Below are 26784 nucleotides of genomic sequence, written 5' to 3'. Positions count from 1 at the left end.
TGTGATTGTTAAGCATAAATACCTATGAATTTAAGTAAAAGAAAAGAGCTTCTTTCAGCAGCCATTACGGCTTCATTAATTGCTGGGAAAGAGATATTAGAAGTCTATAATTCTCAAGATTTTGAAATCCAGACAAAATCCGATAATAGCCCTTTAACCATTGCCGATCAAAGAGCACATCAGGCAATTGTTTCAATCTTGGACGAACTTGGCATACCTGTTTTAAGTGAAGAAGGTGAACATTTGGGTTACGATATCCGGAAAAATTGGGACTATTTATGGATTGTTGATCCCTTAGATGGTACAAAGGAGTTCATAAAAAGGAATGATGAATTTACCGTAAATATTGCTCTAATAGAAAAAGAAACATCAATTGCAGGAGTTATTTATGTGCCTGTTTACAAGCAATTGTATTTTTCCGATAAGGAATTGGGTGCCTTCAGAATGGATGATATTGTTGAATGGTCTGGGGATTTGGATCAATTAATAGGTGAATCTAAAATACTCCCTCTTTCTCAAAATAGAAATTCTATTCGTGTGGTTGCATCTCGTTCTCACATGAATCAGGAAACCAAAGATTTTATCTCGAAGCTGCAAAAGGAGCACGACGAGGTTGAGCTAATTTCAAAAGGGAGTTCATTAAAACTGTGTATGATTGCTGAAGGAGAGGCAGAGGTTTACCCTCGATATGCTCCAACAATGGAATGGGATATTGCTGCTGGTCATGCAATTGTATCAGCTTCAGGAGGAAAGATTTTACATCTTAACTCAAATGAAGAAATAGCATACAATAAAGAAGATCTTTTAAATCCTTGGTTCATTTGTAAAATAGGATAGGAAATAAGCACAACAAATAAACAACAAACACTTAGAATGAAAAAATCAATACTTGCCATATTGCTTTGTCTCGTAATTGGCAGTTTAATGGCGCAAAATAGTAAAGTCCCATTGAGTCATGCCGACTACGATAATTGGAAGAATCTTAAAAATCAACTCATATCTTCAAACGGTGATTGGATCACTTATGAAGTAAATCCTCAAAAGGGTGATGGATATCTTTACCTGTATCAGGTAAGCACAGGTAAATTGGATTCAGTAGCCAGAGGATACAAAGCAATATTTTCTCCAGAAAGTGAAATTTTAAGTTTCAATATTAAAGCTCAGTTTGATACCATCCGACAAGCGAAAGTGAAGAAGATTAAAAAGAAGGATTTGCCAAAAGATTCCTTGGGAATATGGAATTTGAAGGAGAATAGTATCCTGCGTTTTCCAGAATTGGAATCGTTCAAGATGCCTAAAGAAAAGGGGGACTGGATGGCTTTTTTATTGAAAATGCCAAAGGAAGAAAAGGATTCTTTGATTACCGATTCAATTGAAAAGCCTGAAACAAAAACCAAAGATGAAAAGGGAACGAAGGACAAAGAGAAAATTGAAAAAGGAGAGCTCGTTATCTTAAATTTCTTATCAGGGAAAGAGTACCGTCGCGAAGATGTTTCTGATTATGCTTTATCTGAAAATGGAAATGCTGTTTCTTTTGTTCAGGTTGAAGGGGATAGTATACAAACTTCGAAGGTAAATTGGTTCACTTCTAAAGATGAACAAGTTAAAACTATTTTCGAACAAGAAGGACTTGCAAAAAAAACAGCTATAGCTCCTGATGGGGATCAGCTTTCTTTTATTTTTTCTGCAGACACTCTCAAGAATAAAACTTTTGCCTTGTATTATCAAAATGCAAAATTGGTTCAGCCAAAAGTATTGGTGGATACGATAAGTAAGGATATTCAGAAAGATTGGACGGTAAGTGAGAATGGAGACATATATTTCTCAAAAAATGGAGAGAAATTGTTTTTTGGCGTAGCACCAAGACCTATTAATGAGCCAAAAGACACATTGCTTGATGATGAAAAATATCATGTTGATGTATGGAACTGGAAAGATCCTTTGTTGCAGCCTCAACAGAAAGTACAAGCCGAAAAAGAGAAGAAAAGAACTTGGTTAGCTGTGTATCATGCGTTAGACGATAAAGTTTTGCAATTAGGTAATAAAAATTTACCTGATGTGAAATTGTACGATGAGGGGAATTCCAAATTTGCTCTTGGATCCTCGTCATTGCCTTATCAGCAATTAGCTTCGTGGGATGATTGGTATTCGGATTACTATGTGGTAAATACAAAATCGGGAAAGAAGGATTTGGTGCTGGAAAAGAAGAATTCACGTGTGAGTATTTCACCTGCTCAGAAGTACTTGATATGGTTCGAAACTCAGGATAGTATTTGGTATTCGTATCAAATAGAGAATCGTAAGACTGTGGCATTAACCAAAAATATTAGAGCTAATTTTTACGATGAAATTCACGATACTCCAAGTGATCCTAGTCCATATGGAATTGTGGGATGGACAAAAGGAGATGCCGAAGTAATTATTAGTGATCGATATGATTTTTGGAAGTTGGATCCGACTGGAGTGAAAGGCTCGGAAAATTTTACCAATAGCTTTGGTCGTAGAAATAAGATTCGCTTTGATTACGTGAAATTGGATGAAGATAAATTATTTATTGATTTGAAAAAGCCGGTTCTTCTGAGTGCGTTTCATGAATTCACCAAGAAATCTGGTTTCTATCGCTTGCAAGAAGATGAAGAACCTGAAAAATTGGTTTTTGAGGATGCAAGTTTCAAAAGTCCTGTTAAAGCAAAGGATGCGAATCGATTGATTTGGACACGATCTACTTTTAAAGATTATCCAAATTTGTGGACTGGTAACATGAGATTCACAGACCCAAAACAAGTATCGGATGCGAATCCTCAGCAGAAAAATTATTTGTGGGGAGATGTTGAATTGGTAAAATGGACTTCGGGCGATGGTGAGGAGTTGCAAGGTTTATTGTACAAGCCGGAGAATTTCGATCCCAATAAGAAATATCCAATGTTGGTTTATTTTTACGAGAGAAGTTCTGATGCATTGCATCGTCACCATGTACCACAGCCTAACTGGTCAATTATTAATCCAAGTTATTGTGTGAGTAATGATTACCTGATTTTCATGCCCGATATTACCTACCATAAAGTGGGTTATCCTGGCGAAAGTGCATATAGTTCTGTCGTAACAGGAACTTTGAGCATGATGGATCGTTATTCCTTTATCGATAAGGAAAATATTGGTTTACAGGGGCAAAGCTGGGGCGGATATCAAATTGCTTATTTAGTAACCAGAACAAATTTGTTTAAATGTGCAATGGCTGGAGCTCCGGTAACTAATATGACATCGGCTTATGGTGGAATTCGTTGGGGAACAGGTATGAGCAGAATGTTTCAGTACGAGCATACTCAAAGCCGTATTGGGGGAACTCTTTGGAACAGCACATTGCAGTACATTGAAAATTCACCAATATTTTTTGCACCAAAAATTGAGACTCCCTTATTGATGATGCACAATGACCATGATGGTGCTGTGCCTTGGTATCAAGGAATTGAATTGTTTGTGGCGATGCGCCGTTTGCAAAAGCCATGTTGGTTGTTATCCTATAATGATGAAGATCATAATTTGAAAAAACGACCAAACAGAGTGGATTTATCAATCAGAACAATGCAGTTTTTTGAGCATTATTTAAAAGGAAAACCAGCTCCGGAGTGGATGGTTGATGGTATTCCTGCTGTTAAAAAAGGGACAACTGATGCTTATGATTTAAAGAAATAGATCTTAGTAAAATATTCAAAATGCGTTCTTCAGGGACGCATTTTTTGTATTCAGATTTTTCAGTCAATTGAGACAAAGAAAAAACACCTCAATTCCGGATGGAAAAGAGGTGTTCGAATTAGTGTTTGTAAGTGTGTTTGTTGTTGTTTTACTTCGGTTATTAACCTATATTTTCAAGTTCTGGTTGTTCTGCTTTGTACTGTCCTGTTAGCTTCTCAATCATTGTATTGGTTATTGCTTCCAAATCATATTCAGGCTTCCAGTTCCAATCTTCTTTTGCTTTCGAATCATCAATCGAATTGGGCCATTTTGATGCTATTTCTTGTCTGAAATCAGCTTCGTATTTAATTTTGAAATCAGGATAAATCTTTTGAATTGAAATAGCCATATCTGCAGGAGAAAAACTTACACCTGCTAAGTTATATGATGTTCTTACTTTTATTGATTCTTTTGGAGCGTCCATTAATTCTATGGTTGCGCGAATGGCATCTTCCATAAATATCATTGGCAATTCACAATCTTCGTTTAAGAAGCAAGTAAATTCTTCTTTTAAAACTGCTTTGTGATAAATATCAACTGCATAATCAGTTGTTCCGCCACCGGGTAAAGATTGGTAACCAATAATACCTGGGTAACGTAGCGATCGAACATCTAATCCGTAACGCAAAAAGTAATATTGTGCCCAGTTTTCACCTGAAGACTTGCTGATTCCATAAACTGTTGCCGGATTCAAAAAAGCATCCTGTGGTGTGTTATCCAAATCGGCTTCATCGCCAAACACAGCAATTGAACTAGGGTAGAATACTTTATCCAGATTATTCAATCGGGCTACCTCCAATACATTAAAAAGGGTTTTCATATTGATATCCCAGGTAGTCAATGGAGCTTGCTCTCCTTTTGCTGATAAAATAGCTGCTAAATGATAAATCTGGGTGATTCCGTATTTTGTAACAACAGATTGAATTTGTTCATAATCTGTGGCGTCAATTACTTCAAAAATACCGTTTAAATTAGGACTATTTCTCAAATCGGATGCAACAACACAATCTACTCCAAATTTCTCTTGAAGAGATTTTGTTAGAACGGAACCAATTTGTCCGTTTGCACCAATTATTAAAATTATTTCCTTTTTCATTTGATCTTTTCAATTTGTAAATTCATAGTCGACGACCGTGTTATTTGCTAGCAAAGTAAAGGTGTTTCCGTATTATTTCATATATTTCGAGAATAATTAAGTGTAAATTCCTGCATAATAGCGTTTTTTGCAGTGTAATTTACTTGAGGGGGTAATGCAAACGTTATAAAAGGAGTAATTTTTTCTGATATGGAGAATTTAGATCAAACGGATAAAACAATTCTGAGGATACTTCAGAGTGATTCAAAAAAAACAGCAAAAGAAATTGCGTCGATGCTGAGCCTGACAGTGTCGCCAGTTTATGAGAGAATTAGAAGACTTGAGAATCAGGGGTTTATTAAAAAGTATGTGGCTATTCTTGATAAAACGAGAATTGGAAAGACTGTTACCGCAATGTGTCAGGTTTCAATGCGATACCATAATGAGGCTTTTATAGATGAATTTGTAGAGCAGATTCAGGATTTACAGGAAGTTCAGGAGTGTTATCACGTGGCTGGCCAGGTCGATTTTATTCTCAAAATTCATGTCCGAAGCCTCGAAGAGTACCACGAATTTGTTCGATACAAGCTTTCTAAAATTAAGAATATTGGTAATTTAAACAGCACATTTGTAATCAAGGAAATCAAACAAACAACTGAGTACTACATATAGTAAGTGCTTTTTTGATCAATAATTTATACTTATTTCTGATAATTTCTTGCGGTGATTTTAGTAACTTGTGATATAAATAGTTTGGTTCTTGGTCATTTACATTTTAATTTATGTCTGATAACAATCAACACATGTCACCTGATGAATTCGAAAGAAAACTTTTCGAATACAAGGAAAGAATAGCAGAGTTGGAAAAGCTGGTTGAAGAAGTGAAGATGGAAAGAGATAACTTTTCACAAAGTCTGGAGAGCACAGATATTATTAAAAGAGCTGATATTCTCTATAATGCAACAAATCAGGGAATAATAATTAGAAACCATGAAGGAGATATAATATATGCAAATCCTTCTGCTTCAAAAATACTTGGTATTGAGAAAGAATTTTTATTAACCTTTGAAAGTTTTGAACCTCGGATAAATAATATACTTCCAGATGGTTCTATAATGACTAAAGAAACACATCCTGCTAGAATTGCAATAATTACAGGTAAGGAAGTTACGAATGCTGTCCTGGGAGTTTATAATCCTAAACAACAGGCTTACATCTGGATTAATATTACAGCAACTCCTATTATTAATAAGGAGACTGGACTGGTAGAACGGGTTTTTACCATATTTGAGGATATCACTGAAAGACTAGACGCCGAAAAACGGCTGAAAGAAGGTGAGGCAAAAGCGAAAGCATTGCTTGATACAATTCCAGATCTTATCTTAAGAATCTCAAGAGATGGAAAAGTGATAGATTTCCATGGAGAGCAAATTGGTTTATTTCAAAAAGGAAAGTCAATAGTAAATTTAAATATCCGTAAAGTATTTGATCCTGACTTAGCTCTGGAATTTATGCAATTCATGGAAGATGCATTCGATTCTGGAAAAGTACAGGTTTTTGATTATAGGCAGGATATTGAAGGTAGGGGAATATGTTTTTTCGAGTTTAGGATTAGTAGTAGCGGTGAAAGAGAAATTACTGCCATTATTCGCGATGTAACGGAACAGAAAAGGTTGCAACGTAAATCGATAGAAACTACAAGAAGACTAACAACTTTAATGAGGAATCTTTCTGGGATGGCATATCGATGTTTGGCTGACGAATCCTGGACTATGCTATATGTAAGTCATGGCGTGGTAAATTTAACGGGTTACACACCCGAAGAGTTGAATTATAATAGCATTATTGCCTACAACGATATTATACATCCTGACGACAAGAAATATGTAGCGGATGCGGTCTATGAGGGAAGTGTGAAAAATAAAAGGTTTTCCATTGAGTACAGAATAATTAGTAAAGATGGAGCTCTTAAATGGGTGTTTGAGCAAGGCATAACTGTAAAAGATAAAATGAACCAACCTTTATTTATCGAAGGATACATTGCTGATATTACTATCAGAAAACTTGCAGAACAAAAATTGATACAGAGTGAGAATAAATTTAGGATACTTTTTAATTATCTAAACGAAGCAGTGTTTGTTCATCCATGGAAAGAATCCAATTTTCAAAAATTCGTAGAGGTAAACGATACAGCTATTAAGCGTTACGGTTATTCTCGAGAAGAATTTTATAAACTCACACCTTCTAATTTGAGTTTTCGGGATGAATTTAGTGATATTAACGCAGATACAATAAGGAAAACTTTGAGAGATAAAGGGGCAATTTCTTTCGAAACTAATCATGTAACCAAATCAGGTAAAATTTTTCCAGTTGTGATTAATGCAAATCTGATAGAATTAAGTGGGGATAAATTTATCCAATCTATCGTTCACGATTTAAGTGACCGTAAAACATCAGAGGCAAAATTAAAGCATAAAACAGAAATAGAACAGTTGATGATTGGTATTTCTGCTGATTTTATTGGTTCATCAATTAAGGATGTTGATCAATTAATTGATCGTGCTTTAAAAAATATAGGTGAATTCACAAATACTGATAGGAGTTATGTGTTTTTAATTAATGAAAATGGAACAATCCTTAACATTACGAATGAATGGTGTCGTGATAGTGTCGTTTCGATGATTGAAAAATCAAAAAAAATACCAATAGAGGATTTTCAATCGTGGATTAAAAAGTTTCAGCAACGCGAACATCTGTATTTGCCTCAATCTAAACTATCTTCTGAGGCTAATGAGAAGCAGCTTGGTAAATTACATTCTGATCTTAAATCGTTGTTAGTACTTCCAATATTATCACATGAATCTTTGCTCGGTTTTGTAGGTTTTGATTCAATATTTAAGGATAAGGAATGGGATTCTGAAGATATTAATTTACTCTACACTTTTGCTGATGTTTTAGCGGGGGTAATTAGCCGAAGGAATTTTGAACAGAAACTCATCTTTGCAAAAGAAAAGGCTGAAGAAAGTGATCAATTGAAATCTACATTTTTGGCTTCTATGTCGCACGAATTAAGAACCCCTTTAAATGCTATTATTGGATTTAGTGGATTAATTAATTCAAATTCTCCGATTGATAAAATTGAAAAATGGAACGAGATTGTAAAATCAAGCGGACAACATTTATTAAAGATAATTGAATCGATTTTTGATGTATCCCTTTTTCAGGCAAAAGAGGCGAAAATTAGAATGGATGAATTTTCCCTAGCCGATTTGTTTTTAATACTTAAGCAATATGTAAAGGCCGAATTAAAGAAGAGTAATAAAACGAATTTAATTACTCGCTTGGAGTGTACTCCAAATGATGATAATCTGTATTTGAAATCAGACAAGACAAAGCTAATTCAGTTGCTTACCAATCTCTTGAATAATGCAATCAAATATACGAAATCAGGGAAGATTACCTATGGGTATCGGGTTGAAGATTCGGATATTACGTTTTATGTGTCGGATACTGGAATTGGAATTTTACCTGAGCATACAAAGGTGATTTTTGATATTTTCCGACAGATTGACGAACCAAGTTTTGGCATGCAATCAGGTGTTGGGTTAGGCTTGGCAATTTGTAAAGAGATTTCAAAATTGTTGGATGGTGAATTGTGGCTCTCGTCAGAGAAGAATAAAGGAACGAGTTTCTATTTTAGATTAAGAGGTGTTGTTCATTTACAATTGGGAGAGATAGAGACTACTGGAAAAAGATTTTCACCACCTTTATTAAGGGATAAGACCATTCTTGTTGTTGAGGATATTGAGTTTAATTATTTGTTGATTGATGAAATTTTGGCGCCCACTTTAGCAAAAGTAATTTGGGCAAAAAATGGAGAAGAGGCAGTGAAAATTATTGAGGCGAATACACCTGTTGATTTAATATTGATGGATATTAAAATGCCGGTTATGAATGGTTATAATGCTTCAAAACAGATAACTAATGTTAATCCAAATATTCCAATAATAGCTCAAACTGCATATGCAATGAAAGGTGATAAAAAGAAAATATTTGAGCTTGGTTTTAAAGGATATATTTCAAAACCGATCGATAAAATGGTTTTGTATCAGATTTTATATAAATTTTTGCAGCTTAATATTGTATCAAAAGATTGAAAATTAATTAAGTTTCGTTTATGGAAAAAGTAGGATCTGACTTATTGTAATTATTTCTCCATATAGAATGATATTATAGTAAAAACTTTCAAATCCAAATTTTGAGAATCAATTAATTTTAGACAGATTTGTTGTATTCTAATTTTAATGATATCGTGAAATACTTAATGCATTCCAGTTTATTCCTGATTCTACTTTTAGGTGCTTGTCATTCAACCAAAGAAGTAAAAGTTTCTAAATCATCGATAGTTTATCAGCCAGTTTTAGTTTCAGATTCGCTATCCGCTAAGGTAAATGAACAGTCGGGGATGATGTGGTACAAGAATTTGTTTTGGGTGATTAATGATAGTGATTGCGAACCTAAATTATATGCCTACAACAATACAGGCGAAATTAAAAATGAGGTAGAAATCACTAATGCCAAAAATATTGATTGGGAAGACCTAACCGATGATCATGATTACATTTATATTGGTGATTTTGGTAATAATCTTGGTAATAGAAAGGATTTGAGAGTATTGAGATTGGCAAAATCGGATATTGAAAATACCAATCAGGTAAAAACCGAAGAAATTGGAATTGAATGGACTGATCAGGAAGATTTTTCGAAGCGGTTACAAAAACATGATTTTGACTGCGAAGCTTTTTTATCATTTGGGGATTCTCTTTTCTTTTTCTCAAAAAACTGGGCAAATTACAAAACCAGAATGTACTCGGCTTCTAAGAATATTGGAGCTCACAAATTGAAAGTTAAGTCAGAATTTAGTATAAATATGCTGGTCACTGGAGCTGATATTAGTTCTGATGGAAAAGTACTGGCTCTAGTGGGTTATAAAGATTATCTTAGTTACTTGATCTTGTTTTCTGAATTTGAGGGGACTAATTTTTTCGGAGGTAAAAGTTTACGAATTGATTTGAGTCCTATGGGAGGAGCGCAGACAGAAGGAATTGTTTTTGGTGAAAACGACTCCTTGTATGTCTCGACTGAGCAAACCCAATTACCGCAATCTATTTACAGAATAGATTACAAACAATGGTTAGGTAAATAATTTAATATTATGATTGAGGTGTTGTGGGAATTCGAAATATAACTCTAGTCCCTTTGTTAATTTTACTTACTATTTGAATTGATCCATTGTTTTTTTCGATAAATTCTTTGCAAAGTAGTAATCCTAATCCTGTGCCTTTTTCATCATTAGTTCCTTTGGTAGAAACGCTTTCTTCTATTTTAAAAAGCTTATTAATTCTCTCTTCAGGAATTCCAACTCCGTTATCAATTATTTGGATTTCAGCAAACCCATTTTCTTGCTTTGCCTTAATGAAAATTACACCATTCTTTGGTGTGAATTTGATGGCGTTATTGAATAGGTTGGAAATTACGCATTGTAGAGTAAATGAATCGGAATAAATGAAAATTTCTTCAGGGACTAAAAGCTCAATACTTATTTTTTTCAGTTTAGAACTGGATAAATAAGCGTCTATAGCTTCGGTGATTGTAGATTTAAGATTGTGTTTTTGGACATCTAACATAATCCTATTTTGTTGTGATCTTGCCCAAAGCAATAAATTATTTAAAAGTTTAAACGAGCTTTTTGCAGATTCATTTATGTTGCTGATAAAATCAATCTGTTCTTCTTTTGAAAAACTATTATAATCTGTTTGAAGCAAATCAAGATAGCCTAAAATTGTAGATATTGGACTCCTTAGATCATGAGCAATTATTGAAAAGAATTTATCTTTTGTGGAAATAATTTTATTTAGTTCTTCATTTTTTATTTTAATTATTGAAAAATGTTTTTTAGTATTTATGTGGTACAATATAATACCTGCGTAGCCTAAAATAAGAATAATGAAATGTACAATGCTTAATGATAAAATTTGTTTGTTAACACCATTAGTATATGGCTCTGCAGGAAAAGAAATGCTGATTCCTCCACGAATATCACCTTCCTGGTAGCCTTGATGTGAATGACATTTCAGGCAGGATTTTTGAGTTACTAAAGGAGCCATGTACATGTACTCGTGAACAGTATCATTTTCGTGAAATTCAAGTTTTTCTTTTGCTCCCAACTCAAATTCGTTAAGAGCCTTCGCTTCATTTTCTGTTGCTTTATTTTCCGGACGAATTGGGTTTAAGCTGGTGATGTGAAACTGAAGATTGTAGTTGTTTTTATTAAGCTCGGCAATTTGACGAGTCATGTAGGATGGATTTATTTTAGTTAATTTAATTCCATCTGTACTCGTAATGTTTTTAAATGGATCTTTTAAATATGGATTTGGTTTCGTTTTCTCTGTAATTGGAACGTAAATTCCATTGTGTTCAGAACTCCATGCACGTGTAACTAATATTTGGTCGAAAAAAGATCTTGATTTATTTAACACTACCATTTGGTTGTTGGAAACAACTAAATGATAATTCCATGAAAAGGACATTCCCATAAGAAACAGCCAAAAGAGAAGTGATGCGATTAATTGTTTTCTTTTCATGAATTGGTGATTAAATTAATGCATTCTAAAATAGCGATTACAGACGGGATATTCAACTTGATCTTTAGTATTTAGTAAAAAGGAAATAATGGTCTCTGCATCAGTCATGTTTTGAATTTCACCATTCCCAGGGAAGTATTTGTCGTATACCGCAGGGATATAGTCATTTAAGCCAAGCCTTAGTGTGGTTTCATTAGCTAATGTTTGTCCTTGCATATTTCTTATTTCAATATCTTGATCCATCTGTTGAATTTGAATGCCAGAATAATAAAATCCAGAACCACTTCCTCGTAGAAATTTTTTAATGTCGAGAACTGTCATTTCATAAATAACTGTTCCGTTGTTAAAAGGAGATATTTCATATATTTCCCTTTTGGTGATATCGCCTTCGTTCAGGCCGGAACGAATTCCTCCAGTATTTTGAAAACAAACATCAACATTCATCTGAATTCGCAATGCGTCGGTGTAAAAACAACCAACCATGCCACTGTCGTGATATCTGTTGGAATAGCCAATCACATCAGTCAAATACTTCTGATTGTTATACTCATCTATTATTGTTTTTAATTCGGAATCGTACTCTTTGTATGTGTTTAAATCAATTAGTTCATCGCTTATTGATTCTATTTTTTTATTTTGAATAGTAACAGATATCTTTCCTAGATAGTTTAGATAGCTACCTGCCTGAAAAATAGGAATTCCATTTGCTTGAGTGTTTTCTTTTGAATGAGAATGTCCTCCAATAATCAGATCAAAAAAGGGGAATTTATTAGCCAATTGAATGTCTCCTAAAATAACATCATTCCCATTAAGACCTAAGTGGGTAAGAGCAATGTATAAATCTGACTTCTCCTCACTTTTCACACTAGAGTAAAGAGAAACAATGTCTTCAGGTCGGTCGAAATGAAATTGAGCAACTCGCCATGGGTGAGTTGATGGAATAGTTCCATCCTCTTTGCCATTGGTTTCCACCAAACCTAATAAAGTGATTTTTATATTTTCTTTAGTGATGGTTTTGTATTCATATGGTTCTGGAATGCTCGAGTTTTGCATGTCCACATTTGCGCAAATCCAATCAAAGTTTGATTGGATCATTCTTTTTTTCAAAAAATCAACTCCATAATCAAATTCATGATTCCCCAAAACCGCAGCGTCGAAACCAATTCGGTTCATCAGATCAATCATTGGATACCCTTTTTCAGGATGATTGTCAACCACAGGATTACCCGAGAATAAATCACCACCAGAAACCACAAGAACATTAGTTGATTCTCTTTCCTGATCTATGATGTGCTTTATTTTTGCAAAATTATCAATCTGTCCATGCACATCATTAACGCAAAAAATGGTTAATTCTTTTGGCGTTGAATCAATTGGAGTTTCGGGTTCATTTTTGTCTTTTGAACAAGAAACAAGTGCAAAAAACAGTATGTAGAGGAATAGAAAATTATAATTTTTCATTGTGTTATTTGATCTGTGAGTTTCATTGTTTGCTTGTGCTGTAAAATTATCAAAATTTAGACTTAATTATAATGTCTATATCTGAAAGGAATATATTTTTAATTAGTTGGGCTAAACGAGAATCATTTTAAATAATATTTCCATTTGATTTTGAAATCCTTAAAAAGCGTGTATTTTTGCAAGCCAGTTTGCTGAACAGCCAAAATTTAGAGTTTTATCATTGGTTAAGAAGAACGATTTGAAAGACAAGTACAAAGAAATATTCGATAAAGGAACAGATTTACCTCTGGTTGAGGATTTCTATACCATACAAGGGGAAGGGTATCACACAGGTAAACCAGCCTATTTTATTCGCATTGGCGGTTGTGATATCGGTTGCCAATGGTGCGATAGTAAAATTTCATGGAATCCAGCAGAACATCGTTTAATTTCCGTGGAGGAAGTTGTTCGAAAAGCGGTAGAATCACCAGCAAAAGCAGTTGTGGTTACAGGAGGAGAGCCTTCGTTGTATAACTTGGAACCATTGTGTACTGAGTTGAAGAAGCACAATATTGAAAATTTTCTGGAAACCTCAGGTGCTTACGAGATAAGCGGAGAGTGGGATTGGATTTGTTTATCGCCTAAGCGGAACAAGTTGCCAGTACCTACATCCTATCAAAAAGCAAATGAGCTAAAAGTGATCGTTTTCGATTTGGAGAAAGATTTTGAATGGGCCGAGGAGTTATCCAAAAATGTAGGAGATGATTGTTTGTTATACCTGCAATCGGAATGGAGTCAGTACGTTCACAATGTAAAACCAATTGTAGAATACGTAAAGAACAATCCAAAATGGAACATCTCTTTGCAAGCCCATAAATTTATGAGAATACCATAATGGCCAATATAAGATATTGAAAAAGCGGAATCGTTAAATGATTCAGCTTTTTTGTTAATTTATTTCGGGACAAGACATGAAAGAGAAAAGGCAATCAGAAATTCTGATTGCCTTTTTTTCAGCTTCTAAAGAAGCTTCTCTCGATGAAGTTAGTGTGGTTAAAATGATACTCCGAATACCAGGAATAAGTTTTCTGCCATTGGGTTAGCAATAACAGAAGCTGATACTGGTAAAGAGAATTTTTCAGTAATTGCAATTTCTTTTGATGCGGTGAATCCCATGTTTACAAAACCTGCAGTGTCTCCGTAAAAACCTGACTCGCCTTTATCTTCATCGGCATCAATTGGAGTAAAACCTGCAAATAAGTCAATAGCTACATCTTTATAAGTGAAACCATATCCTAATTCAATATAAAGTGAGTTTTGCTGATCGCCATTTGCGTCTTGGTCGGCACCCCAGAAATTCATGGCTGCTAAAATGCTAATTGGAAATCCGTCACTCCCATTAAAAGCTAGAGTAGCCTCCATGATATGTCCGGTAGATGCTTTCTTATAATCAAAATAGCTGTTGTTTACAGCGATCCCATCAGTTGGGAAAAAATAGTCTGTTACAGTAGCAGTGAATAAATCATCTGCAAATGTGTATGATGCATATAAATCAGCTTCAGCACCATCGGAACCATTTTGTGCGTAGGATCCCCAGGCTCCAATTGCGAATCCTCCATTGCTGTATTCTACGCCTGGTTGGATTACCGGTCCTGTCGAAAACTGAGTTCCTCTCCAAACATATCTGCTCATTAGGTCTGCACCGAACGAAATTTCTCCTTTTTCTGTTTCTTCTTGTGCGAACAGGCTTCCTGTTACAACAAGAGTGCATATAAGTAATGCGAAAAATTTTCTTGCTTTCAACATAGTAATAGATTTTAGATTAATAAATATGGTAAATGGTTAATATGAATAAAATGTGGTTTCTGTTTTTTTGCAAATTTGGCTAACACACCCCCTCTTTTGAAGGGGGTGATGTTGGCTTGAATCAACTAATTTCTATCCTAACCCAATTATGATGGGGTTTCGAATCCAAAAGTATAAAAAATATTTAAATAAGCTATTTATTTTAGGGGGTGTTGTTCGAAAAAAGTGCTTTTTTTTTTGACGCAAAGGTTTTAAATGAGGGGGTGGTGCGAAAAAAAAACAGTTTTTAAACGGAGTGAAGATTTGTATTGTCTTTTTTTAAGGGATTTTTAATGTTGTAAAATTATTTGATAGAAAACGATTCTTCTGTGGGGGATGGGGATTCATTTTTGCGTTTGGCTTTGTTTTTTTCTTTTGTTGATTGCTGTATATTGTTGATGGTATTTTTTATTGAATATAAATAATGATGTTTTTGTTGAAAAGCTTATTGTGTTTGTTTAAAAATCAGGATATTCGTATTGTGAAATGAAATTCAATAAATAGAAATAATGGAAAAATCGATTAAAGGAACTCAAACAGAGAAGAATTTATTGAAAGCCTTTGCCGGAGAATCTCAGGCAAGAAGCAGATATACTTATTTTGCCAAGCAGGCAAAGAAAGAGGGATATGAGCAGATTTCGGCTTTGTTTTTAGAAACTGCAGAACAGGAAATGCAGCATGCAAAACGATTCTTTGGTTTTTTAGAGGGTGGAGATGTTGAGATTACAGCGTCTTATCCTGCAGGAAGTGTTGGGACAACAGCTGAGAATTTGAAAGCTGCTGCTTGCGGAGAAAACGAAGAGTATACAGAATTGTATCCTGAATTTGCTCGTGTTGCTGAAGAGGAAGGTTTCAAAAAAGTAGCTTCTGCATTTAAATTGATTGCTAAGGTTGAGCAATTGCACGAAGAAAGATATCTTAAGCTATTGAAAAATTTGGAAGATGATTCTGTTTTTGAAAAAGAGGAGAATGAAAAGTGGTATTGCAGGAAGTGTGGATACGTTCATGAAGGGAAAAAAGCGCCAAAGAATTGTCCGGCGTGTGAGCATCCTCAGGCTTATTTCGAGATTAAAGGAGAGAATTACTAGATATAAAAAGAGACTCAATAGAGTCTCTTTTTTTTTATTATTTATTATTCGTTCAGTAAGTCTGGACGTAATCGTTTTGTTCTTTCGTAGGCTTGGTCTTCTTGCCATTTTTCAACTTTTTTGTGGTCTCCAGATAACAAGATCTCTGGCACTTTCCATCCTCTGAATTCAGCCGGGCGAGTATAGAGAGGTGGTGAAAGAAGATCATCTTGAAATGAATCGGTTAGAGCAGAGGTTTCATCGCCCATAGCTCCGGGAATTAGTCTAATTACGCTATCAACAATAACTGCTGCTGCTAATTCACCTCCAGTTAAAACAAAATCACCCATAGATATTTCCTTGGTAATAAAGTGATCGCGAATTCGTTGATCTATTCCTTTGTAGTGACCGCAAAGGATCATTATGTTTTCCTTTGTCGATAAGGTATTTGCTGTTTTTTGATTGTATTGGTCACCATCAGGGCTTGTGAAGATGATCTCATCATATTTTCTCTGATCTGTTAAAGATTCAATTGCTTTTACAATTGGTTCCAGTCGCATCACCATTCCAGCTACTCCGCTAAATGCATAGTCATCAACTTTTTTATGCTTGTCTTCAGAATAGTCACGAATGTTGTGAATATGTATTTCTGCTATGCCATTATCCTTTGCTCTTTGAATAATGGAGTGATTAAGTGGGCTCTCCAGTAGTTCTGGAACAACAGTAAGTATATCGATTCTCATTTTTTAAATTTTGTGTAAAAGTATGTAACGCAAGCATAGCTTGCAAGGAAATTTAAAAACAAGGCGTGTAATCCGCTAATAAAGACAATATGTCATTACTTTTGGCTTGAATCGGTCATTGTGTCATTACCGTAAAGCCTGTTTCTGTCAATTATCGGATAAATATCTCTTGGTACAGACTTTGGAAATAAGAGGATGAAAACAAAATTGAATTTTGGGATCCGGAGCCCAAAAAAAAAACAGTACTAAAAAAATAGGAGATAAACGTTATGACAATTTTAAGATATTCAAAAGGGACAAATGATTTTTTCACCAATCAATTGATGGATCAACTGTTTAGAGAACCAAAAGGAAGTTTGCAAAATGCTGCGAAAGGAGCTCATGCTTTTAGTTCATACGCCAATGTAGTCGATGAGAAGGAAAGTTTCGTAATTGAGATAGCCATTCCCGGCTTTACAAAGAAGGATGTTGTGATTAAAGTCGAAAATGGATTGTTAAAGATTGCTGGAAAGAAGCAGGAGAGTGAAGATCGTACTTACTTAAGAAGGGAATTTTCCGTAAATAATATGGAGCGGAGTTTTAAATTATCTGATGAAATTGATCAGGATAATATTGCTGCAGAAGTGCGCGATGGTATTTTGTTCGTAAATTTACCAAAAGCAAAGGTCGAAGAGCCAAAAGTTAAAGAAATAGCCATTCAGTAATTCGGATTTTAGGATTGCTGTATGTTCTTTTATCAGGTCGAAAATTGATAAATGAAAAGGAATAATCTATTCAAGGATTATTTTTTCACAAAAAAAAAACGAAAATGGTAGATTAGTTATTTTGTTAGTTTTACTTGAGAGGTTCGTGTGTCGCATGAACCTCTTTGTTTTTTAAGGAAAGAAAAATGTTGAAAATCTTTGAGGATTAACGCATAAATAGTTAAATTCGTAAGTAATGGACCAAAAATTCCTTACGAAAATTGTATTGTTAACAAGGCACTTAAATTATTAAGATTGCTAATCTAATGCAAAACCACATGAAAGCAAAAGATCTATCGAACCTCTCACATGAGAATGAATTGAATGAAAATTTAGAAACACCGGAAACAATTAGTGATTCTCAAGAAAATGAAATTGTTGAAGAAAAAACAACAGATGAGCAAGCCGTAACAATGGAGACTTCAGAAGCTGAAACGGAATCTACCGAAGTAAAAGATGAAGTGAAAGCAGAAGATACAGTGCCTGTAATGAAAGAAGCCAAGGATGTTGTTGCGGATTCTCCTGGCTCTGAAATTGAAACACCTTTGGTGGAAGAAGCTAAAAGGGAAAATGTGACAAACGTTTCGGAAAAGAAACCTGAGGTGGAAGAACTTCAAACTGAGCCGGATTACACGGTGATGGAAAAAAGTGAGTTGATTGATCGATTGACTCTTTTGTTGGAGAATAAATCAACAAAAGGAATTAAGGAAAGGTTAGATGCAATAAAACACAATTTTTATAAAAAGCATAATGAGGAAGTTGCCGAAGCTAAAAAGAAGTTTTTAGCAGATGAAGGCAAAGAGGAAGAGTTCGATTTTGGAAAAGATGAATTGGAACTTAAAATGAAGGAATTACTTCATAAATATCGAGAGAGTAGGGTTGTGCGTACTCGAAATTTGGAACATGAAAAAGAAGCCAATTTAAAAACAAAATATCAGATTATAGAAGATATTAAGGATTTGGTAAACCGAAAAGAGGCTTTTGATAAAACCTTTCAGGAGTTTAGAGATTTGCAGAAAAAATGGCATGAAACAGGTATGGTACCGCAGGCAGCTCTTAAAAATATGTGGGATAATTATCATCATCATGTTGAAAATTTTTACGACTATATAAAAATCAATAAAGAACTTCGGGATCTTGATTTAAAAAAGAATTTAGAGACTAAAATTCATTTGTGTGAAGATGCTGAAAAATTAGTGGATGATCCATCTGTTGTAAAAGCATTTAATACTTTACAAAAATATCACGAACGATGGAGAGAGGTTGGTCCAGTTCCTCGTGAGCAAAAAGAGTTGATTTGGGAGCGTTTTAAGGCAGCGACTACGTTGATAAATCGTAATCATCAAGAGTTTTATGAAGGACTGAAATCGGAACAGAAAACAAATCTGGAAAAGAAAGTAGTTCTTTGCGATAAAGTGGAGGTAATCGCTAATAGTGAGATAGAGTCTCATAAAGATTGGAATGCGAGCTCTAAAGAGATTTTAGATTTGCAAAAAGAGTGGAGGACTATTGGCTTTGCTCCTAAAAGTGATAATAATAAAATTTATCAGCGATTTAGAGCTGCTTGTGATTTGTATTTCGATAAGAAACGTAAATTTTATTTAAAGTTAAAGGATAAGCTCGGTGATAATTTGATAAAGAAAACTGAATTGTGTGAGCGGGCGGAGGCTCTTCAGGATAGTACTGACTGGAAGGATACAACGGATAAATTAATTGCAATTCAGAAGGAATGGAAAACTGTTGGGCCAGTTCCTCGTAAAGTTTCGGAAGAATTATGGGTTCGTTTTAGAGCCGCATGTGATCAATTTTTTAGTAACAAATCGAAACATTTCGATCATGTTGATTCCGATCATGTTGATAATTTGAAACTTAAAGAAGAAATAATTAATAAGATTAAGAATTTCGAATTGACTGAGAATGATGATGAGAATTTGTCTGTACTTAGAGGTTTGCAGAAAGAATGGACTCAAATTGGTCATGTTCCGTTCAAGAAAAAAGATAAAATTCAGGAAGAGTTCAGGGGGGCTTTAAATGCCATTTACGATAAAATGGATTTGGAAACAGGGGATAAGGAAGTTCAAAAGTTTCAATCGAAAATTGACAATTTCCTAAGTATGAATCACTCTGAAGATAAGATTATTGTTGAGAGGAATAAGATTGCCGGTAAAATCAGGCAATTGGAAACAGACATAGGTTTGTGGGAAAATAACATTGGATTCTTCTCTGCCTCGAAAACATCAGGTTCAATAGTTAAGGATATTGAAGAAAAGATTGAAAAAGGAAAAGAGAGCTTGAAACTTCTTCAGGAAAAGTTGAAAGTTATTGATGGATTGGTTTCATAGAATAAAATTATTGTAAAAATATCACCCTCCATTTTTTTAATGGAGGGTTTTTTTAGGAAGATTATTTTTTGGTGCTAGAGTTAGAATGTTCTAATTCTCAGCGGTATTTAGGGGCGATTCAGATGTCTGTATTTGCGTCTTTTTTATATGAAAAGTCCGAATCGATAAATTTGATCTTGTGAAACATGGAAATAGTTTCCAGAAAAGGCATAAATTAACTACTTTTGCAACTTTAATAATCCATAAAACGTTTAAAACGTGTCAACAACCAAATACATCTTCGTTACAGGTGGGGTAACCTCCTCATTAGGAAAAGGAATTATAGCATCATCATTGGCTAAATTATTACAAGCCAGAGGCTATTCCGTTACTAACCAAAAACTGGACCCATACTTAAATGTAGACCCAGGTACTTTAAATCCTTACGAGCATGGAGAGTGTTACGTGACCGATGATGGAGCGGAGACTGATTTGGATTTGGGCCATTACGAGCGTTTTACAAACTTCCCTACTTCTCAGGCTAATAATGTTACTACAGGTAGAATTTACCGTAACGTTATTAATAAGGAAAGAAAAGGTGACTATTTAGGTAAAACAGTTCAGATCATTCCTCATATTACCGACGAAATTAAGCGAAACATCAAAATGCTTGGTACTAAGCAGAAATTTGATGTGGTTATTACCGAAATAGGGGGTACGGTAGGTGATATGGAATCATTGCCATATATCGAGGCTGTTCGTCAGTTGAAGTGGGAGTTAGGACATGATGCTCTTGTTATTCACTTGACATTGGTACCTTACCTTGCTGCTTCAGGAGAACTAAAAACAAAGCCTACTCAGCATTCTGTAAAAGCATTGCTCGAAACTGGTGTTCAACCGGAAATTTTGGTATTGCGCACCGAGCACGAATTACCTACTGATGTACGTAGAAAAGTGGCTCTGTTTTGTAATGTTGAACCAAGAGCTGTTATTCAGTCGATTGATGTAAAAACAATTTACGAGGTTCCTTTGAAGATGAGAGAGGAAAAACTTGATGTGATTGTTTGCGAGAAAATGGGCTTAGATTTAAAAAGAGAACCGAAATTAAAAGAATGGACTAAATTCCTGGATCGTTTACAAAATCCAAAATCAGAAATTAATATTGGTTTAGTCGGAAAATACGTTGAGTTACACGATGCATATAAATCAATTGCTGAATCATTTATTCATGCAGGTTCGGTAAATGAATGCAAAGTGAATATTAAGTGGATTCATTCTGAGAAACTGACTGAAAAAAATTATCAGGAAGAATTGAAAAACCTAAAAGGTATTTTGGTTGCCCCAGGATTTGGTCATCGAGGAATGGAAGGAAAGATTTTTGCTGCGAAGTATGCACGTGAAAACAATGTTCCATTTTTAGGTATCTGTTTAGGAATGCAGGTTGCGGTTATTGAATTTGCCCGTAACGTATTAAAATTGGAAGATGCAGATTCGTTAGAAATGAATCCGAAATCTCCATATCCTGTAATTAACCTAATGGAAGAGCAGAAAAATGTAACCGAAAAAGGCGGCACAATGCGTTTGGGAGCTTACGACTGTAATTTGAAAGATGGTTCGAGAGCCTTAAAAGCTTACGGACAAAAGGAAATATCAGAACGTCACCGTCACCGATATGAGTTCAATAATGAATTTTTGGAGCAATTCGAAGCTGCAGGAATGAAAGCAACAGGAATGAATCTTGATACAGGATTGGTTGAGGTTGTTGAATTGGAAGGACACAAATGGTTCGTTGGAGTTCAATTTCACCCAGAGTACAAAAGTACCGTTATCAAACCACACCCTTTATTTGTAGAGTTTGTGAAAATGGCAATGGAATAGTTTTTAAAACTTGAACTGTAAAGAATTTAAATAACAATAGATTGTTAAAAGGGGGCGTGTTTTGAACCACTAACGACTATTAAAAAAACTAAAATGGATAAAAATTCGATTTATGGCTTGTTGATTATCGGAGCAATTTTGATTGGGTATACTTACCTGACGAAACCATCTGAGGAGCAATTAAGAGCAATAGACACCAGAGATTCAATTGCGCGGGTTGATCGCTTGCACAATGAAGAAGTCGAAGCCGCTAGATTGGAAGGCTTAAAGACTCAGTATGCTGAAGTAAAAGAGGATACTGTTGCAATGAAAGAAACCTATGGTGCTTTTGCAGGAGCGGTAAATCAGCAGGAAGAATTCATTACTCTTGAGAATGAATTGGTAAAACTAACCCTGAATACCAAAGGTGGACGAATTCAGAATGTTCAGTTGAAGGAATTCCAAACACACGATTCTTTGCCATTGTTATTATGGGCTGAGAAAAACAGTAAGTTTGGATTATCGTTCTATGCCGAAAACAAGCCGATGAATACTCAGGACTTGTTTTTTGAGGAAGCATATGGTGCAACTTCGGTAGATGCGACTAACTCTGAAAAAGGGGTTAGTATGAGATTGATGGTGGGAGACGATCAGTACGTTGAATACAAATATACTTTGGCTCCCGATTCTTATATGGTTGATTTTACAGTGAACCTGGTAGGAATGCAGAATGTGATTTCGCGGAATTCAAATTTCGTTACTTTCAATTGGCAGGCCGATATTCCTAGTCAGGAAAAAGGACGTAAGTTCGAAAATCAATATACAGGTTTGTACTATAAATTCTTCGAAGATGCGGTAGATTATTTATCTGCAGGGAGCGATGATGAGGAGGAATTAGCAACAAAAGTAAAGTGGATTGGTTTTAAACAGCAGTTTTTCTCTTCTGTTTTAATTGCTGATGAGGCATTTAAAGGAGTGAAATTGAAGTCTGTTGTTATGGACGAAAATGCTCCGATTTTGAAGAATTTTTCTGCAGAAATTTCATTGCCATACGAAGGATCTCAAATGGAATCTCATGATATGACATTCTATTTTGGTCCTAATAAGTTCCAAACTTTAAGAGATTATGGTAAGGATTTTGGAGGTAAGGATATCGAAATGCATAAACTGGTTGATTTAGGCTGGACTGTATTTGGATGGATAAACAGATATTTCGTGATTCCAATCTTTAACTTTCTGGAAGGATTTATTTCGAATTACGGTATCATTATTTTGATTTTAACCATCATTATTAAGTTGCTTTTGGCACCACTGACCTACAAGTCTTACATGTCTACAGCAAAAATGAAGGTGCTAAAACCTCAGATTGATGCGATTAATGAGAAAATTCCGAAAGACAAAGCAATGGAACGCCAGCAGGCAACCATGGCTCTGTATAAAAAAGCAGGTGTGAATCCGATGGGTGGATGTTTACCAATGGTGGTACAGTTCCCATTCCTAATTGCCTTGTTCCGATTCTTTCCGGCATCATTCGAATTGCGTCAGCAAAGTTTCCTTTGGGCAACCGATTTATCATCGTATGATTCAATCCTGGAATTACCTTGGGATATCCCTTGGTATGGTGATCACGTAAGTTTATTCTGTTTGTTAATGGCAGGTACTAACTTGGTGTACACTAGTATGAACGGACAGATGCAATCATCCAATCAGATGCCGGGTATGAAATACATGATGTATTTAATGCCGGTAATGTTCTTAGGATGGTTTAACAACTATGCAGCAGGTCTTTCTTACTACTACTTTATTGCAACTTTATTTACTGTTCTTCAAACTATTGCTATTCGTAAGTTTATGGTTGATGACGATAAGGTGTTGGCAATGTTAGAAGCAAATAAGAAAAAGCCAGTTAAGAAATCAAAATTTCAGGCACGTCTGGAAGCTGCCGCTAAGCAAAAAGGCAAAAAATAAAAATCGATTACATTGATATATAAAAAGAGCTCCATTATTGGAGCTCTTTTTTTTTGTACTACCCCGTCAGCGGTTTCTTGTCGTTTGTAATTCGCCCTTTCAATGGGGATGTTCATTTTTAAGGAACAACTTTCACTGAAAAAACACTCCCCTGAATCCCCTCTCAAGAGGGGACTTAAAATGCAAGATCTCCCCATATTGAGGGGGCGTATTTTAGCCAAGACAAATCTGTGAAAACATCCTCCTCTTATTTATGCTCCTATTTAGCTTTCTTCTAAGCAAATTTTGGCGGAAATTATATTCTGTAAACTCTAGTGTGTAAGCCAGTGAAGTTGGGTAGTTTTCAATATATCTCACCAAAGACTTCTGTCTTTTAGTCCTCTTCTCAGATATACAATAAACAAACAAACTCATTTCCAAAAACAAATTAGCAATGGCTAAATTTACCAAAGAGGATGCACTTCGCTACCACGAAGGCACACGTCCCGGAAAAATTGAAGTAATACCTACAAAACCCCATTCCACCCAATTGGATTTATCGCTGGCTTACTCGCCGGGAGTTGCCGAACCTTGTTTGGCCATTGAGAAGAACCCTCAGGATGTGTACAAGTATACCGCTAAAGGCAATTTGGTAGCGGTAATCTCAAACGGAACTGCAGTTTTGGGTTTGGGCGATATTGGTCCCGAGGCAGGCAAACCGGTAATGGAGGGAAAAGGATTGCTGTTCAAGATTTTTGCCGATATCGATGTGTTCGACATCGAGGTAGATACCAAAGATGTGGATGAGTTTGTGAAGATTGTGAAAGGAATTGCGCCAACTTTTGGCGGCATTAATTTGGAGGATATAAAAGCACCCGAGTGTTTCGAAATTGAAGATCGGCTAAAAAAGGAGCTGAAAATTCCCGTGATGCACGACGATCAGCACGGAACGGCCATTATTTCGTCGGCAGCTTTATTGAATTCGGCACAAATTCAGGGGAAAGAATTAGGTGATCTTAAATTGGTGGTGAATGGTGCAGGAGCATCGGCGGTTGCTTGCACACGCCTGTATATTTCGTTGGGAGTTAAGAAAGAGAACATTGTAATGGTCGATAGTAAGGGCGTAATTCACGAGTCGCGCACCGATTTAAGTGCCATTAAGAAAGAGTTTGTTACCAGTAAAAATGTACATACGCTAGCTGAGGCCTTGGTCGATTCTGATATGTTCCTGGGCTTATCGGTAGCCGATGTGCTCACACCCGAAATGATAAAGTCGATGGCCAGCAAGCCAATCGTTTTTGCCATGGCCAATCCTAACCCTGAAATTGCCTACGATTTAGCGATGAAAACACGCAAGGACTTAATCATGGCCACGGGCCGTTCCGATCATCCCAATCAGGTAAATAATGTATTGGGTTTTCCCTTTATTTTTAGAGGGGCTTTGGATGTTAAAGCAACAGCAATTAACGAGGAAATGAAGATTGCTGCCGTGCGGGCTTTGGCTGATTTGGCAAAAGAGGCTGTTCCTGATATGGTGAACATTGCTTATGGGGAGATGAATTTAAATTTTGGGAGCGATTACATAATACCAAAACCTCTTGATCCACGCTTGTTAACCGTAGTAGCCCCAGCTGTAGCGAAAGCGGCAATGGATTCGGGCATTGCACACGCTCCAATTACCAATTGGGAAGCTTACAAACTCGAATTGGAAGTACGCATGGGCCGCGATAATAAATTGCTGCGGGCTTTAACCGATAAAGCCAAACGCAATCCGAAGCGGGTAGTATTTGCTGAGGGGGCTAACTTTAAGGTGTTGAAAGCAGCTCAAACTGTTTTGCAAGAAGGAATTGCACAGCCTATTTTATTGGGGAATCCGGAGTACATCGAAAAGCTGATCAAGGAAAATGATCTGGATTTGGGAAATGTGCTTATTATTAATTGGCGGGGAATTGAGGAAAGAACCCGGAGAGAGGAGTATGCTAAAATTCTGTTTCAGAAGCGCAGTCGAAAAGGCTTAACCTATAGCGAGGCTCTCGATAAAATGACAGATAGAAATTATTTTGGTGCCATGATGGTGGAAACAGGAGAGGCTGATGCATTTATTAGCGGATCTACTTCGAAGTATGCCGATACCATTCGTCCTGCAATACAAACGGTGGGTATTAAAGCTGAAATCAATCATATTGCCGGAATGTATTTGGTAATGACTAATAAAGGGCCTGTTTTCTTTTCGGATACTACGGTAAATCCCCGTCCTGAAGCAAAAACTTTGGTTGATACTACATTACTAACGGCCGAAGCGGTCCGAAAATTTAATATCGAGCCTGTTATTGCAATGGTTTCTTACTCTAATTTCGGATCCATCCGTACGGGCAGTCCGGTACGAGTGCAGGAGGCCGTTAAAATATTGCATCGCGATCACCCCGAATTAATTGTAGATGGCGACATACAAATGAATTTTGCTTTAAATAGTGAGTTGCGAACCAAAATGTTTCCATTCTCGAAACTGGGGAACCGAAAAGTGAACACCATTATCTTTCCTAATTTGAGCAGTGGTAATATTGCTTACAAAATGATGCAGGAATTGGTTGGAGCAGAGGTGATAGGCCCTATTTTACTTGGAATGAAAAAATCAATTCACATTATTCCACTCGAAAGTTCGGTTCGCGAAATTGTTAATATGGTTACTATTGCTGTGGTTGATGCACAAAAGAAGTAACAAGTAGTAAGTGACAAGTAAGAAGTGCCAAGTAATAAGTGGAAAGTAAAAAAAGTAGGTGAGAGCGGTGGAAGCAGATCATTGTTACACTTAAAATTATTGCAAAGCTTCAGTTGAATATTTTATAATTTTCGATTGAAGCTTTTTTCCATCAATCGACTAATTTCTTAGGCGGCTGGTCGATAAATAACTATTTTTTTCTTTATTCAATACATGCCAGAAAGTGCTTAAAATCGATTTGTCTAAGTTTACTAATACAGGATTCCTAATGGATAAAAAAAATGTATTTTAAGATAAGGTAAACAAGGCGTACATGTTTAATTTTTCTTATCTATTGATTATCAGGTAAAAAGGCATGTTAATCAGTTAATAGTTTACTCTCACCAAAATTGTTTAGATTCCTTCTAAGTAAAGGGCCTTCAAATTTGTTCCTTTGCAAAAATGTCCCGAAATTTTATTTACCGTTTAAAAAATACTTGAATAGCATTAAAGGAAAATTGCCCAATTTTCTTTGCTAAATAATAACCAATTAGAGTATTTTAAAAACGAAAAGACCCTAAACAAAACTATCATTTTTCCTTTTGAAAGTTTTGAACTTTCTAAGAAATTAGTGTTTTTAAAAAATAACGGTACAACATCTTTCTGTAACCG

17 protein-coding genes are annotated in these 26784 nt (G+C 35.6%); 12 read left to right on the top strand and 5 right to left on the bottom strand.

Features of this window, described 5'->3' with window-relative positions; all coding sequences use genetic code 11:
• Positions 1 to 24: 24 nt before the first annotated feature.
• Positions 25 to 837, top strand: coding sequence for a 3'(2'),5'-bisphosphate nucleotidase CysQ (gene cysQ, locus ALGA_RS02680; RefSeq protein WP_096427835.1), 813 nt, complete (start codon positions 25 to 27; stop codon positions 835 to 837).
• A 36-nt stretch (positions 838 to 873) separates the two neighbouring features.
• Positions 874 to 3693: an alpha/beta hydrolase family protein gene (locus tag ALGA_RS02675; protein WP_096427834.1), complete on the top strand. Its 2820-nt coding sequence runs from the start codon at positions 874 to 876 to the stop codon at positions 3691 to 3693.
• A gap of 160 nt (positions 3694 to 3853) precedes the next feature.
• On the opposite strand, the gene ALGA_RS02670 is transcribed toward ALGA_RS02675, so the two are convergent.
• Positions 3854 to 4828 carry an NAD-dependent epimerase/dehydratase family protein gene (locus ALGA_RS02670; protein WP_096427833.1) on the bottom strand — a complete coding sequence of 325 codons (975 nt, stop codon included), beginning with the start codon at positions 4826 to 4828 and terminating at the stop codon, positions 3854 to 3856.
• A gap of 189 nt (positions 4829 to 5017) precedes the next feature.
• On the opposite strand from ALGA_RS02670, the gene ALGA_RS02665 reads away from it, so the two are divergent.
• The 3 genes from ALGA_RS02665 to ALGA_RS02655 all read left to right on the top strand — a co-directional run bounded on the left by ALGA_RS02665 (position 5018) and on the right by ALGA_RS02655 (position 10013).
• Positions 5018 to 5479, top strand: a complete 462-nt coding sequence (locus ALGA_RS02665; RefSeq protein WP_096427832.1) for an Lrp/AsnC family transcriptional regulator — start codon at positions 5018 to 5020, stop codon at positions 5477 to 5479.
• 110 nt (positions 5480 to 5589) lie between these two features.
• Positions 5590 to 8964 carry a PAS domain S-box protein gene (locus tag ALGA_RS02660; RefSeq protein ID WP_096427831.1) on the top strand — a complete coding sequence of 1125 codons (3375 nt, stop codon included), beginning with the start codon at positions 5590 to 5592 and terminating at the stop codon, positions 8962 to 8964.
• A gap of 155 nt (positions 8965 to 9119) precedes the next feature.
• A complete protein-coding gene (locus ALGA_RS02655) occupies positions 9120 to 10013 on the top strand; it encodes a hypothetical protein (protein ID WP_145957561.1) in 894 nt (297 codons plus the stop codon).
• 7 nt (positions 10014 to 10020) lie between these two features.
• Here the strand turns inward: ALGA_RS02655 and ALGA_RS02650 are convergent, their stop codons facing one another.
• Both ALGA_RS02650 and ALGA_RS02645 read right to left on the bottom strand, forming a co-directional pair.
• Positions 10021 to 11451 carry an ATP-binding protein gene (locus ALGA_RS02650; RefSeq protein WP_096427829.1) on the bottom strand — a complete coding sequence of 477 codons (1431 nt, stop codon included), beginning with the start codon at positions 11449 to 11451 and terminating at the stop codon, positions 10021 to 10023.
• 15 nt (positions 11452 to 11466) lie between these two features.
• Positions 11467 to 12912 carry a bifunctional metallophosphatase/5'-nucleotidase gene (locus ALGA_RS02645; RefSeq protein WP_096427828.1) on the bottom strand — a complete coding sequence of 482 codons (1446 nt, stop codon included), beginning with the start codon at positions 12910 to 12912 and terminating at the stop codon, positions 11467 to 11469.
• A gap of 238 nt (positions 12913 to 13150) precedes the next feature.
• On the opposite strand from ALGA_RS02645, the gene ALGA_RS02640 reads away from it, so the two are divergent.
• The gene (locus ALGA_RS02640; RefSeq protein ID WP_096433348.1) at positions 13151 to 13786 is read left to right on the top strand and encodes a 7-carboxy-7-deazaguanine synthase QueE; all 636 of its coding nucleotides are present in this window, start codon (positions 13151 to 13153) and stop codon (positions 13784 to 13786) included.
• A 158-nt stretch (positions 13787 to 13944) separates the two neighbouring features.
• Here ALGA_RS02640 and ALGA_RS02635 read toward each other — a convergent pair whose 3' ends face one another.
• Positions 13945 to 14697, bottom strand: a complete 753-nt coding sequence (locus ALGA_RS02635) for a TorF family putative porin (protein WP_096427827.1) — start codon at positions 14695 to 14697, stop codon at positions 13945 to 13947.
• A gap of 548 nt (positions 14698 to 15245) precedes the next feature.
• On the opposite strand from ALGA_RS02635, the gene rbr reads away from it, so the two are divergent.
• Positions 15246 to 15824: a rubrerythrin gene (gene rbr / locus ALGA_RS02630; RefSeq protein WP_096427826.1), complete on the top strand. Its 579-nt coding sequence runs from the start codon at positions 15246 to 15248 to the stop codon at positions 15822 to 15824.
• Positions 15825 to 15868: 44 nt separating this feature from the next.
• On the opposite strand, the gene trmD is transcribed toward rbr, so the two are convergent.
• The gene (gene trmD, locus ALGA_RS02625; protein WP_096427825.1) at positions 15869 to 16546 is read right to left on the bottom strand and encodes a tRNA (guanosine(37)-N1)-methyltransferase TrmD; all 678 of its coding nucleotides are present in this window, start codon (positions 16544 to 16546) and stop codon (positions 15869 to 15871) included.
• 269 nt (positions 16547 to 16815) lie between these two features.
• Here trmD and ALGA_RS02620 point away from each other — a divergent pair, with 269 nt between their 5' ends.
• The 5 genes from ALGA_RS02620 (at position 16816) to ALGA_RS23725 (ending at position 26133) form a co-directional block, all read left to right on the top strand.
• Positions 16816 to 17250 (top strand): Hsp20/alpha crystallin family protein, encoded by a 435-nt coding sequence (locus tag ALGA_RS02620; protein WP_096427824.1) that lies wholly within the window; start codon positions 16816 to 16818, stop codon positions 17248 to 17250.
• Positions 17251 to 17567: 317 nt separating this feature from the next.
• Positions 17568 to 19631, top strand: coding sequence for a DUF349 domain-containing protein (locus tag ALGA_RS02615; RefSeq protein ID WP_162845374.1), 2064 nt, complete (start codon positions 17568 to 17570; stop codon positions 19629 to 19631).
• Positions 19632 to 19889: 258 nt separating this feature from the next.
• Positions 19890 to 21488, top strand: a complete 1599-nt coding sequence (locus ALGA_RS02610) for a CTP synthase (RefSeq protein WP_096427822.1) — start codon at positions 19890 to 19892, stop codon at positions 21486 to 21488.
• A gap of 93 nt (positions 21489 to 21581) precedes the next feature.
• The gene (gene yidC / locus ALGA_RS02605; RefSeq protein ID WP_096427821.1) at positions 21582 to 23435 is read left to right on the top strand and encodes a membrane protein insertase YidC; all 1854 of its coding nucleotides are present in this window, start codon (positions 21582 to 21584) and stop codon (positions 23433 to 23435) included.
• Between the two features lie 433 nt (positions 23436 to 23868).
• Positions 23869 to 26133, top strand: coding sequence for an NADP-dependent malic enzyme (locus tag ALGA_RS23725; protein WP_096427820.1), 2265 nt, complete (start codon positions 23869 to 23871; stop codon positions 26131 to 26133).
• The last annotated feature ends 651 nt before the right edge of the window (positions 26134 to 26784 follow it).

The organism is Labilibaculum antarcticum, from assembly GCF_002356295.1.
GTDB lineage: Bacteria > Bacteroidota > Bacteroidia > Bacteroidales > Marinifilaceae > Labilibaculum > Labilibaculum antarcticum.
The sequence above is the reverse complement of the archived record's forward strand: the minus strand, read 5'-3'. Positions and strand labels throughout refer to the sequence as shown.